This window comes from Prosthecomicrobium pneumaticum, from assembly GCF_014199915.1.
Lineage (GTDB): Bacteria > Pseudomonadota > Alphaproteobacteria > Rhizobiales > Kaistiaceae > Prosthecomicrobium > Prosthecomicrobium pneumaticum.
The window spans coordinates 20,485-35,369 of record NZ_JACHOO010000007.1; the positions used below are offsets into that span (position 1 = coordinate 20,485).

Annotated in this window: 5 protein-coding genes; 3 read left to right on the forward strand and 2 right to left on the reverse strand. The window is 69.4% G+C overall.

All coding sequences use genetic code 11. The features are described from left to right. Positions 1-334: 334 nt before the first annotated feature. A complete protein-coding gene (locus GGQ63_RS16015) occupies positions 335-2,764 on the reverse strand; it encodes a penicillin-binding protein 1A (RefSeq protein WP_183857623.1) in 2,430 nt (809 codons plus the stop codon). 317 nt (positions 2,765-3,081) lie between these two features. Beyond that, positions 3,082-4,335: an N-acetylmuramoyl-L-alanine amidase gene (locus tag GGQ63_RS16020; RefSeq protein WP_246429831.1), complete on the reverse strand. Its 1,254-nt coding sequence runs from the start codon at positions 4,333-4,335 to the stop codon at positions 3,082-3,084. A 712-nt stretch (positions 4,336-5,047) separates the two neighbouring features. Between GGQ63_RS16020 and GGQ63_RS16025 the strand changes: the two genes are divergently transcribed. The 3 genes from GGQ63_RS16025 (at position 5,048) to GGQ63_RS16035 (ending at position 14,387) form a co-directional block, all read left to right on the forward strand. Beyond that, positions 5,048-7,963: a ribonuclease E/G gene (locus GGQ63_RS16025; protein WP_183857624.1), complete on the forward strand. Its 2,916-nt coding sequence runs from the start codon at positions 5,048-5,050 to the stop codon at positions 7,961-7,963. Between the two features lie 113 nt (positions 7,964-8,076). Then, positions 8,077-8,481 (forward strand): NADH:ubiquinone oxidoreductase subunit NDUFA12, encoded by a 405-nt coding sequence (locus GGQ63_RS16030; RefSeq protein WP_183857625.1) that lies wholly within the window; start codon positions 8,077-8,079, stop codon positions 8,479-8,481. Positions 8,482-10,676: 2,195 nt separating this feature from the next. Further along, on the forward strand, positions 10,677-14,387 hold the full coding sequence (locus GGQ63_RS16035; protein WP_183857626.1) for a vitamin B12-dependent ribonucleotide reductase: 3,711 nt from the start codon (positions 10,677-10,679) through the stop codon (positions 14,385-14,387). Positions 14,388-14,885 lie beyond the last annotated feature (498 nt).

The window sequence follows — 14,885 nt, forward strand, 5'->3', positions numbered from 1 at the left end:
GTCTTCGCTTGGTCGGTTCTCGGCCGATGAAGAAGAGCCCACCCTCACCCTTCCGGCCTACGCGTCTCGGTCGCTCGCGCTCCCTGCGACGCCAAGGCCGGAAGCCCTCTCCCGCGAGCGGGAGAGGGAGGCGGTGCCGGCGGTGCGACACTGCGACCGCAATGGGCTCGAAGGCACGAGCGCAACGGCCGAGCCCCCCTCTCCCGCGGAGCGGGAGAGGGCCGGGGTGAGGGTCTTCTCTTGGCCGATGAAGGCCTACGCGTCTCGGTCGCTGACGCTCCCTGCGACGCCGAGGCCGGAAGCCCTCTCCCGCGAGCGGGAGAGGGACACGCGGTCAGTAGAGACCGCCGGTGCCCGACATCACCGCGCGGTCGGCCTCGGGCGAGACGGTGAGCGGCTGGCCGTTCTGGTCGGTGTAGCCGATGATCGAATAGCTGTCCGGCGGGCCGGTGCCGGGCTTGAAGGCCTCGAGGATGACGCCGTCCTTGCCGGCCTCGGCGCGCAGGCCCGTGCGGCGGTCGATCGGGATCAGCTGGATGCCGGGCGGCACGCGGAACTCGACCGGCGGCTTGTCGGAGAGCGCCATCTTCATGAACTCGGTGAAGATCGGCGCCGAGACCTCGCCGCCCGTCATGCCGCGCCCCATCGGCTTCGGCTGGTCGTAGCCGATGAAGACGCCGACGACGAGATCCGGCGAATAGCCGACGAACCAGGCGTCCTTCTCGTCGTTCGAGGTGCCGGTCTTGCCGGCGATCGGCTTGCCGACGGCCTTGACCGCCGTGCCCGTGCCGCGCTGGACGACGCCTTCGAGCATCGAGGTGATCTGGTATGCCGTCATCGGGTCGAGCACCTGCTCGCGATGATCGGCGATCTCCGGCTCGTCCTGGTTCTCCCAGCGATCCGCGTTGCACGCCTCGCAGATCCGCTCCTCGTGCTTGAAGATCGTCTTGCCGAACCGGTCCTGGATGCGGTCGATCAGCGTCGGGCGGACCTGGCGACCCTCATTCGCGAACACCGAATACGCCGAGACGAGGCGCAGCACCGTCGTCTCCTGCGCGCCGAGCGCGTTCGGCAGATAGGGGCCGAGATTGTCGTAGATGCCGAAGCGCCGGGCATATTCCGCGACGAGCGGCATGCCCATGTCCTGCGCCAGCCGGACGGTCATGACGTTTCGCGACAGTTCGATGCCGGTCCGCAGCGTCGAGGGGCCATAGAATTTCTGCGAATAGTTCTCCGGCCGCCAGATCGGCTGGCCGAAGCCGGGATCGTATTCGAACGGCGCGTCCATCACCACCGAGGACGGGGTGTAGCCGTTGTCGAGCGCCGCAGCGTAGACGAAGGGCTTGAAGGAGGAGCCGGGCTGCCGCATCGCCTGGGTGGCGCGGTTGAACTGGCTCTCCGAGAAGGAGAAGCCGCCGACCAGCGCCAGCACGCGGCCGGTATGCGGGTCCATCGCGACGAGGGCGCCCTCGATGTCCGGCACCTGACGCAGACGCCATGCGCCCGGCTTGCCGTCGGCCGCCTCGACATAGACGACGTCGCCGACATTGAGCCCGGCGTCCTTGCCCTTCTTCGCCGCCCACTTCATCTCGCCATAGGGGATGATGCCGGTCTCGCGGTCGGCGGCGACCGCGCCGCTGCCGTCGCGCGAGGGCTGCAGACCGATCTGCAAGCCGTCCTCGGTCTTGCCGGTCACCACGGCGAGCCGCCATTCGAGCACGTCGGAGAGCGCCGAGACCTTGGCGAGCGCCGGCCCCCAGTCGTCGCCGGTCTCGACCTTCGTCACCGGGCCGCGCCAGCCGCGCTCCTGGTCGAACGCGACGAGACCGTTCATCAGCGCCTGCCGCGCCATCACCTGATAGGCCGGATCGAGCGAGGTGCGCACCGAAAGGCCGCCGTCATAGAGCTTTTCCTCGCCATACATGGCGAGCAGCTGGCGACGGACCTCCTCGACGTAATAATCGGCGGCGAAGAGCCGCGGCGTCGTCGAGCGCAGCTTGACGCCGAGCGGCGAGGCCTTCGCCGCAGCGCCCTCGTCCGGCGTCGCGAAGCCGTTCTCGACCATCCGGTCGATCACCCAGTTGCGCCGCTCGATCGCCCGGTCGGGATAGCGGAACGGATTGTAGTTGTTCGGGCCCTTCGGCAGCGCGGCGAGATAGGCCGCCTCCTGCAGCGTCAGCTCGTGCACCGACTTGTCGAAATAGGTGAGCGAGGCGGCGGCGACGCCATAGGCGCCGAGGCCGAGGAAGATCTCGTTCAGGTAGAGCTCGAGGATCTTGTCCTTCGAATAGGCCTGCTCGATGCGGAGCGACAGGATCGCTTCCTTGATCTTGCGGTCGATCGTCCGCTCGTTGGTCAGCAGGAAGTTCTTGGCGACCTGCTGGGTGATCGTCGAGGCGCCGATCATGCGGCCACCCTCGAGGAGCGCCTGCACGTTCTGCAGCGAGGCGCGGGCGAGGCCGTAATAGTCGAGGCCCGAATGGCTGTAGAAATTCTTGTCTTCGGCGGAAATGAAGGCCGCCTTGACCCGGTCGGGGATCGCCTGGATCGGCAGGTAGAGCCGGCGCTCGCGGGCGAACTCGGCGACGAGCTGGCCGTCGGCCGCGTGGATGCGCGTCATCACCGGCGGCTCGTATTTGGCGAGCACCTCATAGTCGGGCAATCCGCCGGTCAGGCCGGAGATGTACCAGGAGATGCCCGCGGCGAGGACGAGAAAGAACACGGCGGCGATCCCGAACAGGTAACCGAAGAATCGAAGAACCATATCGCTTGCATTCCCCGGGGTCGGTCCGGGGCGTCAGTTACGCCCCTCGACAGGGCCGGACCTCCACCTGCCGCCTCGTCCCCAGCCGAAGGCGGACAGTTGAGCGATCGGCTCGCCCGTCTGCGTCCCGCGGGATGCGATGGCATGGCGGCTCGACTGGACCCGACACCCGCGTTCTTCCGGTTGCTTTGTGGAGAAACTTGGGCGCGGCCGCCCCTCGCCGGACGCGACCCGCCGCCCGTGTCCCGCAGGCCACAACGACGCAAAGGCCGCTTCGGCTGCCGCGCCGCAGGTCCGCCGAACCCCGATGGCGGGCTTCACGGCGCGATTCCGGTCGCGACCCGCGTGGTGAAATAGCGGTCGACGGAGCGGGCGATGGCCGAGGCCGTCTTCTCCCGCCACTCCTCCGAGAGGAGCAGCTTCTCGTCCTCCGGGTTCGACAGATAGCCGAGCTCGACGAGGGCCGAGGGCACATCGGGCGCCTTCAGGACAACAAAACCCGCCTGCTGGTAGGGGCGCTTGAAGAGATTGACGTCGGGCTTGAGCTCCTCGACGAGATTGCGGGCGAAGACGACGGAAAAGCTCTTCGTCTCGCGCCGCGCGAGGTCGATCAGGATGTCGGCGACGTCGTCCTGCGTCGGCTCGATCTCGAGACCGGCGAGCACGTCGGACTTGTTCTCCGATTCGGCGATCGAGGCGGCCATCTGGTCGGACGCCTTCTCCGACAGGGTGTAAACGGTCGCGCCACGGATCTCCGTGCCGCGGAAGGAATCGGCATGGATCGACAGAAAGAGGTCGGCGTGGTGCCGGCGCGCGAACTCGACGCGCTCGCCGAGCCGCAGGAAGGTGTCGTCCTGCCGCGTCATCGTCACCTCGTACTGGCCGCTCGCCTCGAGCTTCTCCTTGAGGAGCTTCGCGAAGCCGAGCACGACATCCTTCTCGAGCGTGCCGGCGGTGCCGATGGCGCCCGAATCGATGCCGCCATGGCCGGGATCGATCACCACCCGCCGCCGACCGTCGTCGGGCCGCACGGAAGGCGCGGAGGGCGCCGCCGGTGCGGTCGCCGCCTCGCCGATCCGCTCGCGCCAGCGGCGGACCGATTCGAGATAGGCCGCGCGCTCGATCGGCACCAGATCGACGACGAGCCGCGCCGGCGTGTCGCCTTCGGCCGGCGCCACATAGGCCTTGTCGACCGAGACCGGCTCCGAGACGTCGAGCACGATGCGCGAGCGGCCCGGCGAGATCAGGCCGTAGCGATAGGCCGAGATCAGTCCCCTGCCCGCCTTGCCCGCATCGGTGCCGAGCGCGAAGCGCGTCTCCGGCATGTCGATGACGACCCGATAGGGATCGGCGAGCGGGAACACGGCGATCGAGGTCTGTTCGGAAAGGTCGACGGAGAAATGCGTGCGGGACGCATCGCCGCTGATCGCGGCCGCCGCGGCGGTCAGCGGGTCGGCCGCAGCCGCGGGCCGGCCCGCACAGCCGAGGGCGAGCACGAACAGAAGAACGAACAGGAGAAGGCCGGGCGACGCCCCCGTCGGCCGGGCCGCGGTCATGATCTCGTCGCGCATCGGCTCCGCTTCTGGTGCCCCCGCCCGCCCCCGTCGCGGCCCTGTCTTAAACGAATAGGCGGGATTGGTTAATCCCTCCTTGCCGGACGGTCCGTCGCAGCCGATCGCCGTCCGGCACGATCGTCGGGTCGACTGAGGCCATGCCGAGGCCGTGCCGCGGCCGTTCCGAGAATCCTTGCCAAGAATCGCGCGCTTCCATAAAAGGGAAGCCACGGATTTCATCCTCCGCCCGGCTCGCTGCGCGAGCAGCGCCGGCAAAAGCGGTGGAGCGTCAGGAGCACAGGCGCCTTCGCCATGCTCCGCGTGCGTTCTGCGGTAGCCCCGGTGGCACGGTCAGAGGATGGGTCGACCTCCTCGCCCGGCGTGCTCGCAGATCTTTCGAGCCTCTTCCGCCTCGCGAGGACGAGACGATCCGACGGGCGGCGCGCCGCATGCGAGCGCGCGTCCCGGACCACATCTCTCGCGGACGGCCTGCCGTCCGTTCCGAAGCGTTCAGACGAGGCCACGAGCGCAGCCTTATGATCCGGTCCATTCCGCTCCCCCAGGGACAGCGCTGCCCGGCGATCGCCGGTGCGGCGCGTCTCGCGGTGTCGGCCGGGCGCTCCCCCACCATCCACCACCCATCGCTATTCGGCGCGACGGCGCCGCACCCTGCCGAGGCGCCGCGCGCCGGCCGGGGAGCGGCGCGGCCGCGCCCAGGAGACATGCCGATATGGCCAACAAGATGCTCATCGACGCCTCCCATCCGGAGGAGACCCGCGTCGTCGTCGTGCGCGGCAGCCGGGTCGAGGATTTCGACTTCGAATCCGCTTCGCGCCGCCCGCTGCGCGGCAATATCTATCTCGCCAAGGTAACCCGGGTCGAACCCTCGCTGCAGGCCGCCTTCATCGAATACGGCGGCAACCGGCACGGCTTCCTCGCCTTCTCCGAAATCCATCCCGACTATTACCAGATCCCCGTCGCCGACCGGCAGGCCCTGATCGAGGCCGAGGAGCGCGAGGCGGCCGAGGCCGAAGAGAGCGAGCGCCGGGCCGAGAAGTCGCGCCGCCGCCGCGGCGGGGCGAAGGCCGCCGAGGCGAAGGATGACGCGGTGTCGGGCGACGCCTCCGGCGCCGAGGGCGACGGCGATCCCGCCGCGGAAGCCGGCGCCGAGGGCGAGACGGCCGCGGAAGGCGAGACGGATGGTGCCGCCGAGGCGGGCGAGACCGCCGGCGACGAGGAGAGCGGCAGCGACGGCACCGAAACGAACGACGGCGAAGCGAATGGCGAGACCGTCACGGCGACCGCCGAGGACGAGGCCCCGGCCCGCCCGAACCCGCCGCGCCGCCGGCGTTCCGACGACGACGGCGAAGGCGGCGGCGTCGAGGAGGTGAACGAGGCGGCCGAGGAAGTCGTCGAATCGGTCGGCGCCGAGGATGCGCTCGAGGAACTGCCGGAGCGCCGCCGTCCGCGCGCCCGCCAGTACAAGATTCAGGAAGTCATCAAGCGCCGCCAGATCCTGCTCGTCCAGGTCGTCAAGGAAGAGCGCGGCAACAAGGGCGCGGCGCTCACCACCTATCTGTCGCTCGCCGGCCGCTATTCCGTGCTGATGCCGAATACGGCGCGGGGCGGCGGCATCTCGCGCAAGATCACCAATGCGGTCGACCGCAAGCGGCTGAAGGAGGTCGCGGCCGAGCTCGAGGTGCCGGAAGGCATGGGCGTCATCCTGCGCACCGCCGGTGCCTCGCGCACCAAGGCCGAGGTGAAGCGCGACTTCGAGTATCTGCTGCGCCTTTGGGAGAACGTCCGCGAGCTGACCTTGAAGTCGACCGCGCCGACGCTCGTCTATGAGGAGGGGTCGCTCGTCAAGCGCTCGATCCGCGACCTCTACAACAAGGACATCGAGGAGATCCTCGTCGCCGGCGAGGACGGCTACCGCGAGGCGAAGGACTTCATGCGCATGCTCATGCCGAGCCATGCCAAGAACGTCCAGCCCTACCGGGACAGCCAGCCGCTCTTCGCGCGGTTCGGCGTCGAATCGCAGCTCGACGCGATGTTCTCGCCGCAGGTGACGCTGAAGTCCGGCGGCTACATCGTCATCAACCCGACCGAGGCGCTCGTTTCGATCGACGTCAATTCGGGCCGCTCGACGCGCGAGCACAATATCGAGGACACCGCCCTCGCCACCAATCTCGAGGCGGCGGACGAGGTGGCGCGGCAGTTGCGCCTGCGCGATCTCGCCGGCCTGATCGTCATCGACTTCATCGACATGGAGGAGAAGCGCAACAACCGGTCGGTCGAGAACCGCCTGAAGACGGCGCTGAAAAACGATCGCGCCCGCATCCAGGTCGGCCGGATCTCGCATTTCGGCCTGATGGAGATGTCGCGCCAGCGCATCCGCACCGGCGTCGTCGAAAGCTCGATGGAGGTCTGCCCGCACTGCCAGGGCACCGGCCATGTCCGCACCCCGGCTTCGGTGGCGCTGCACGTGCTGCGCTCGATCGAGGACCAGCTGATGAAGGGCGCGACGCACAATCTGGCGATCCGCACCCGCACCAATGTCGCCCTCTACATCCTCAACCAGAAGCGCAGCCATCTGCTCGAGCTCGAGGAGCGCTTCGGCATCTCGATCGCGGTGCTCGCCGACGAGACCGTGACCGCCGCCGCGCATTATGTGCTCGAGCGTGGCGAGCCGGTGGTGCCGCGCGCCCTGCCGCCGCCGAGCGTGCGGGTCGACACGATCGAGCCGGTCGACGAGCCCGCCGAGCCGGTGGAGGCCGTCGAGCCGGAGGTCGCCGAGGAGGTCGAGGAAGACGAGGAGAAGGACGATCGGAGCGCCGCGCCCGAGGGCGGCGAGCGCGGCGAGAACGGCCGGCGTCGGCGTCGGCGGCGGCGTCGGCGGCGCGGCAATGGCGATGCGCTCGCCGCGGGCTCGGGGTCCGAAGCCGGCGAGGCGGGCGACGAGGCCGATGACGAGGAGGACGGCGAGGAAGCCGGCTCCGAATCGGCGGAGGCGCGGGTCGAGGCCGCCGGGGCGCCCGAAGCCGCGGCCACTGAAAGCGAGGCGGGCGATGCCGCGGCGGGCGACGCCCCTGTGGCCGAGCCGGTCGCCGCGGTCACCGAGGCGGGTCCGGCCGAGGCCGAGGCCGGATCGGCGGACGACGTCGATGGTGATGAGGATGCCGAAGACCGGCGCCGCCGCCGGCGCGGCCGGCGCGGTGGACGTCGTGGCCGCCGTGGCGAGGGCGAGACGGAGGCGGTCGTCGCCGCGCCGATGAGCGAGGAGGAGGCCGCGGCCGATGCCCCCCCGGCGGCGGTGTCGACCGTCGTCGACGAGGAGGCCGGCGACGAGATCCCGCTCGGCGTGGATCTTCCGGTCGCCGACGTCGCGGAGGCGGCGCCGCCGCTCGTCGATGCGGTGCCGGAGGATCGCCCGCTCGACATGCCGCAGGACGACGATCTCGCCGATGGCGAGGCCTCGGCCGAGGTCGAGCCGGACGCCGGGTCGAATGGCGCTGCCGAAGCCGTGGACGCCGCGGCCGATGTCGCGCCGGACACGACGCGCACCGTCGTCGTGCCGGCCGAAGAGCCCGAGGATCCCGACCGGCCGAAGCGCAGCGGCTGGTGGCAGCGGCGCACGTTCTTCTGAACGGGCCTCGGTGCGGCGACGTGACGGTCACGTCGCCGCTTTACGCCGCGCCGATCGGACGCGATAACACCCAGCAACAGCCGGAACCGTCCGGCCCGCCCGAGGAGGCCGCCATGCCCCGTTGGTTGATCGAGCTCTTCACCTGGTGGAACGGCCAGACCATGGGCACGCGCTTCTTCACCTGGCGGAAGGGCGAGCGGGTCGGCGAGGACCAGTTCGGCAATGTCTATTACCGCTCCCCGGACCCTGCCCGGACCGCGGGCGGTTTTCCGGAGCGGCGCTGGGTCATCTACAAGGGCTATGCCGAGTCGACGAGCATTCCGCCCGGCTGGCACGCCTGGATGCACCACCGCGCCGCCAATCCGCCGACGGCGAGCGGCTACACCCCGCGCGAGTGGGAACAGCCGCATCGGGCCAACCCGACCGGCAGCCCGGCCGCCTACCGCCCGAAGGGCTCGATCGTCGGCGCCGCCAATCGTCCCAAGGTGACCGGCGACTACGAGGCCTGGACGCCCTAGGCGCCCGCCCTCCCCGTTCGACCCCTCGCCCCGGCCTCGTGCCGGGGTCGTTTTTTGACCTCTCCGAAGACCCGCTCCTCACAGAACACCCGTCACCCCGGCCTCCGTGCCGGGGTCCATGATCGTGCCGCCGGGCGAACACGCGCCCCACCGCCCCCTCGCACGGCCGTCATCCCGGGCGAGGCGCAGCCGAGACCCGGGACCCATCACGCCGAACTCGGGCCGGGTCCCGAGTGCCGCGACGATCGCACGGCTTTCGCCGGGATGACGGATGGGCAGCGTCCACCGAGAGCCCCGCACGTCACGATTATGGATGCCGGCACGGAGGCCGGCATGACGGGTGGTGGGGGCTGTTCGCAAAGCCGGGGGGCGAGGAGCGGGAGAACGGCCGGAGCGGCAAGGCCCCTTCACGGACGCAGGGCACCGTCACCCCCCAGACCCCCCGTCACCCCGGCCTCCGTGCCGGGGTCCATAATCGGGACGTCGGGCGAACACGCGCACCGCCGCCCCCGCGCACCCGTCATCCCGGGCGAGGCGCAGCCGAGACCCGGGACCCATCACGCCGAACTCGGGCCGGGTCCCGAGTGGCGCGCCGATCGCACGGCTTTCGCCGGGATGACGGATGGGCAGCGTCCACCGAGAGCCCCGCACGTCACGATTATGGATGCCGGCCCGGAGGCCGGCATGACGGGTGGTGGGGGCTGTTCGCAAAGCCGGAGGGGCGAGGAGCGGGAGAACGCCCGGAGCGGCAAGGCCCCTTCAAGGACGCAGGGCACCGTCACCCCCAGAACCCCCGTCACCCCGGCCTCCGTGCCGGGGTCCATAATCGTGCCGCCGGGCGAACACGCGCCCCGCCGCCATCCCGCGCACCCGTCATCCCGGGCGAGGCGCAGCCGAGACCCGGGACCCATCACGCCGAACTCGGGCCGGGTCCCGAGTGGCGGTACGATCGCACGGCTTTCGCCGGGATGACGGATGGAGGGGTTCGTCCAGAACACCCATCCTCACGATTATGGATGCCGGCACGGAGGCCGGCATGACGGGTGGAGGGTGCTGTTCGCAAGGCGGGAGGGGCGAGGAGCGGAAGAGCGGCCGGAGCGGCAGGCCCCTTCGAGGACGCAGGGCACCGTCACCCCCAGAACCCCCGTCACCCCGGCCTCCGTGCCGGGGTCCATAATCGGGACGTCGGGCGAACACGCGCCCCACCGCCATCCCGCGCACGGCCGTCATCCCGGGCGAGGCGCAGCCGAGACCCGGGACCAATCACGTCGAACTCGGGCCGGGTCCCGAGTGCCGCGACGATCGCACGACTTTCGCCGGGATGACGGTTGGGCAGCCTCCACCGAGAGCCCCACACGTCACGATTATGGATGCCGGCACGGAGGCCGGCATGACGGGTCGAGGGGGTTGTTCGCAAGGCGGGAGGGGCGAGGAGCGGAAGAGCGGCCGGAGCGGCAGGCCCCCTCAAGGACGCAGGGCACCGTCCCCCCCGGAACACCCGTCACCCCGGCCTCCGTGCCGGGGTCCATAATCGGGACGCCGGGCGAACACGCGCACCGCCTCCGGCGAGACGGGCCGGCATCCGATTCGCCCGCCCTGCCCGCCCCGCCGGCGCCTGCGCCGCCCTCGGTCGCGCGCCCCCGGCCGCGCAGACGGGTTGCCCTGCCTGTGGACAGCGAGGAAAGTCGCGGGCTTGGTTCGGGTCCTTCATCAGCGCTTCACGATCCGGCGGATCGGACACCCCCCGTTAAGTCCTTCATCTCGCTGCGGTAGCGCCGACAGCGCGGCGAAGCCCCCGTTTTCCACAGGCCGACCACATCATTTAGTCGGGTTCGGTTCGCGACCCCCAACTTCTTGACGCTCCCGAAGGACTCGGACTAGCTTCGGGACGTTCGGTCGGAATGCGGCCCGGGCGGTTCGGTCCCGGATTTTCCACAGACAGGCGGGGGTTGCGGATGCGGCGCGGGGGTCTTGCCCCGATCGGCCGCCGGGCTACCCTCGTTCGTGTCGAGGCGGCGTGCCGCACTGGAGACCGAACGCAGTAACCCTATATTTAGGGATATGAGTAACGCTCCCTACTAAATGATGTGGGATCAACCCCCATCATGGAGCGTTGGTCGAAACTGGGGCCGGGGCACTTCCACCGGCGGCCGCGCCGTGAGGCGTCGGTCGGCACAGGCAAAGGGCATTGAGCGATGCGGATCGAGCGGCGTTACACGGAAGCGGGCCAGTCCCCCTATGCCGGGATCGAATTCCGGACGACGCGGAGCGAGATCCGCAATCCCGACGGCTCGGTCGTCTTCAAGCTCGACGACATCGCCGTGCCCGCCTCCTGGAGCCAGGTCGCGGCCGACATCATCGCCCAGAAATATTTCCGCAAGGCCGGCGTGCCGAAGCGCCTGAAGCGCGTCGAGGAGCACGACGTGCCGTCCTTCCTGTGGCGCTCGGTCGCCGACGAGAAGGCGCTCGCCGCACTCCCCGAGGCCGAACGCCAGGGCGGCGAGACCGATTCCCGCCAGGTGTTCGACCGGCTCGCCGGCACCTGGACCTATTGGGGCTGGAAGGGCGGCTATTTCGACAGCGAGGCCGACGCCGCCGCCTTCTGTGACGAGCTGCGCTACATGCTCGCCACCCAGAAGGTGGCACCGAACTCGCCGCAATGGTTCAACACCGGCCTGCACTGGGCCTATGGCATAGACGGGCCGAGCCAGGGCCACTATTACGTCGACTACAAGACCGGCAAGCTGGTGAAGTCGAAGACGGCCTACGAGCATCCGCAGCCGCACGCCTGCTTCATCCAGTCGGTCGAGGACGATCTCGTCAACGAGGGCGGCATCATGGACCTGTGGGTCCGCGAGGCGCGCCTGTTCAAATACGGCTCCGGCACCGGCTCCAACTTCTCGAAGCTGCGCGGCGAGGGCGAGCGGCTGTCGGGCGGCGGCAAGTCGTCCGGCCTGATGAGCTTCCTGAAGATCGGCGACCGCGCCGCCGGCGCGATCAAGTCGGGCGGCACCACGCGGCGCGCCGCCAAGATGGTGGTGGTCAATGCCGACCATCCCGACATCGAGGCCTATGTCGACTGGAAGGTCCGCGAGGAGCAGAAGGTCGCGGCGCTCGTCACCGGCTCGAAGACGGTGGCGCAGCACCTGAAGGCGATCATGAAGGCCTGCGTCAATTGCGACGGGCCGGAAGGCGATTGCTTCGACCCGGCGAAGAACCCGGCCCTGAAGCGCGAGATCCGCGCCGCCAAGAAGGCGCTGGTGCCGCAGAACTACATCCTGCGGGTGATCCAGTTCGCGAAGCAGGGCTACACCGAGATCGAATTCCCGATCTTCGACACCGACTGGGATTCCGAGGCCTATCTCACCGTCTCGGGCCAGAACTCGAACAATTCCGTCTCGATCACCAACGACTTCCTGAAGGCGGTCGAGCTCGACGGCGACTGGGCGCTCGTCCGCCGCACCGACGGCAAGGTGGCGAAGACGATCAAGGCGCGCGACCTGTGGGAGCGCATCGGCTATGCCGCCTGGGCGTCGGCCGATCCGGGCCTGCACTTCAATTCGACGATGAACGAGTGGCACACGGCGCCGGCCTCGGGGCGGATCAACGCCTCCAATCCGTGCTCGGAATACATGTTCCTCGACGACACGGCCTGCAATCTCGCCTCGCTCAACCTCCTGCAGTTCCGCGACGCCGAGAAGCGCTTCGACACCGAGAAGTTCGAGCACGCCTGCCGGCTGTGGACGGTGGTGCTCGAGGTCTCCGTCCTGATGGCGCAGTTCCCCTCGAAGGCGATCGCCGAGCTCTCCTACGAGTTCCGCACTCTCGGCCTCGGCTATGCGAATATCGGCGGCCTGCTGATGTCGGCCGGAATCCCTTACGATTCCGCCGAGGGCCGCGCGATCTGCGGCGCCATCACCGCGATCATGACGGGCACCGCCTATGCGACCTCCGCCGAGATGGCGAAGGAGCTCGGCGCCTTCCCCGGCCATGCGAAGAATGCCGATCACATGCTGCGCGTCATGCGCAACCACCGCCGCGCCGCTCATGGCGAGGCGACCGGCTATGAGGGGCTGACCGCCCTCCCCGTCCCGCTCGACCATGCCTCGATCGCCGACGGCCGGCTGTCGCAGCGCGCGCGGGCGGTGTGGGACGCCGCGGTCTCGCTCGGCGAGGCGCACGGCTATCGCAACGCGCAGGCGACCGTGATCGCGCCGACCGGCACGATCGGCCTCGTGATGGATTGCGACACCACCGGCATCGAGCCTGATTTCGCGCTCGTGAAGTTCAAGAAGCTCGCCGGCGGCGGCTATTTCAAGATCATCAACCGCGCCGTGCCGGAGGCGCTGCGCGCGCTCGGCTATGCCGAGCACCAGATCGCCGAGATCGAGGCCTATGCGGTCGGCCACGGGTCGCTGCGCCAGGCGCCGGGCATCAACCACGGCACGCTGAGGGCGAAGGGCTTTACCGAGGCCGTGCTCGACAAGCTCGAGGGCTCGCTCGCCTCGGCCTTCGACATCAAGTTCGTCTTCAACCGCTGGAATCTCGGCGAGGCCTTCGTCAGGGAGACGCTCGGCTTCACCGAGGCCGAGCTCGCCGATCCGTCCTTCGACATGCTCGCCGCGCTCGGCTTCTCGAAGAAGGAGATCGAGGCCGCCAACATCCATGTCTGCGGCGCGATGACGCTCGAGGGCGCGCCCTTCCTGAAGACCGAGCACTATGCGGTGTTCGACTGCGCCAATCCGTGCGGCAAGCTCGGCAAGCGCTATCTGTCGGTCGAGAGCCACATCCGCATGATGGCGGCGGCGCAGCCCTTCATTTCGGGCGCGATCTCGAAGACCATCAACATGCCGAACGACGCCACCGTCGAGGACGCCAAGAACGCCTACATGCTGTCCTGGAAGCTGGGGCTGAAGGCGAACGCGCTCTATCGCGACGGCTCGAAGCTGTCCCAGCCGCTCAACGCCCAGATCCTCGCCGATGACGAGGACGAGGCGGAGGAGGCGGTCGAGGCACTGGTCGCGAAGCCCGCGGCGCAGCGCGCCGAGGTGATCGCCGAGCGCATCGTCGAGAAGATCATCGAGCGCGAGGTCCGCAAGCGCGAGAAGATGCCGGACCGCCGCACGGGCTACACCCAGAAGGCGATCGTCGGCGGCCACAAGGTCTATCTCCACACCGGCGAGTATCGCGACGGCCGGCTCGGCGAGATCTTCATCGACATGCACAAGGAAGGCGCCGCCTTCCGCGCGATGATGAACAATTTCGCGATCGCCATCTCGCTCGGCCTGCAATATGGCGTGCCGCTTGAGGAATATGTCGAGGCCTTCGTGTTCACCCGGTTCGAGCCCGCCGGAATGGTCCAGGGCAATGAGACGATCAAGAACGCGACGTCGATCCTCGACTACATCTTCCGCGAGCTCGCCGTTTCCTATCTCGCCCGCTACGACCTCGCCCATGTCAATCCGGACGACATCGCCGCGACGACGATCGGCGGCGGCGAGAGCCAGGCGAAGCCGGCCGAGGTGAGCCACGGCATCGTGCGCGGCAAGACGGAGCGCTTCCGCCTGATCGACAGGGCCGGCGAATCGAAGGGCGCGGCGACCGCCCCGGCGCCGACCGCCTCGACGGTGACGGCGCTCCGCCCGACCGCGATCGCCGGCGGCGCCGCACTCGCCTACAAGCGCGACCTGACGCCGGAGCCCGCGCCGGCCTCGGTCGGCCGTGCCGAACCGGAGGCGTCCGCGCCGTCCGCCGCCCCGCGGCAGTCGACGGCCGAGAAGGCGGCGATCGCCCGCATGAAGGGCTATGAGGGCGAGAGCTGCACGGAATGCGGCAATTTCACCATGGTGCGCAACGGCACCTGCCTGAAATGCGACACCTGCGGCTCGACGAGCGGCTGCAGCTGAGGAAGCGAGCCGCAAGACCGTCGGTGTACGCAGAGCGCTTGCTCCACCCAAAACACCCGTCACCCCGGCCTCCGTGCCGGGGTCCATAATCGGGACGCCGGGCGGCCCGAGCGCCGCCGCCACCCCGCGCACCCGTCATCCTCGCGAAGGCGAGGATCCATCACGTCGGTCCGTCCGCCGTTGCCTGGATTCCCGCCTGCGCGGGAATGACGGGGGGGAAAACGCCCGCCGAATACGCCGCAGGTCACGATTATGGATGCCGGCCCGGAGGCCGGCATGACGGGTGGCGGGGGCGGTTCGAAGGCCTCGCACCGCGGTGCGCGGAGCGGCCGGCCGGACCGTCTGAGCCCGAGAGCACCGTCACCACCAAAGCACCCGTCACCCCGGCCTCCGTGCCGGGGTCCATAATCGGGACGCCGGGCGAATACGCGCGGCGCCGCCATCCCGCACACCCGTCATCCTCGCGAAGGCTAGGATCCATCACGCCGAGCCGTCCGC

Excerpts from the sequence above, each read along its gene's own strand:
- GGQ63_RS16030 (WP_183857625.1), top strand. The coding sequence starts at position 8,077 with ATGCCCCGTTGGTTGATCGAGCTCTTCACCTGGTGGAACGGCCAGACC.
- GGQ63_RS16035 (WP_183857626.1), top strand. The coding sequence starts at position 10,677 with ATGCGGATCGAGCGGCGTTACACGGAAGCGGGCCAGTCCCCCTATGCC.
- GGQ63_RS16015 (WP_183857623.1), bottom strand. The coding sequence starts at position 2,764 with ATGGTTCTTCGATTCTTCGGTTACCTGTTCGGGATCGCCGCCGTGTTC.
- GGQ63_RS16025 (WP_183857624.1), top strand. The coding sequence starts at position 5,048 with ATGGCCAACAAGATGCTCATCGACGCCTCCCATCCGGAGGAGACCCGC.
- GGQ63_RS16020 (WP_246429831.1), bottom strand. The coding sequence starts at position 4,335 with ATGCGCGACGAGATCATGACCGCGGCCCGGCCGACGGGGGCGTCGCCC.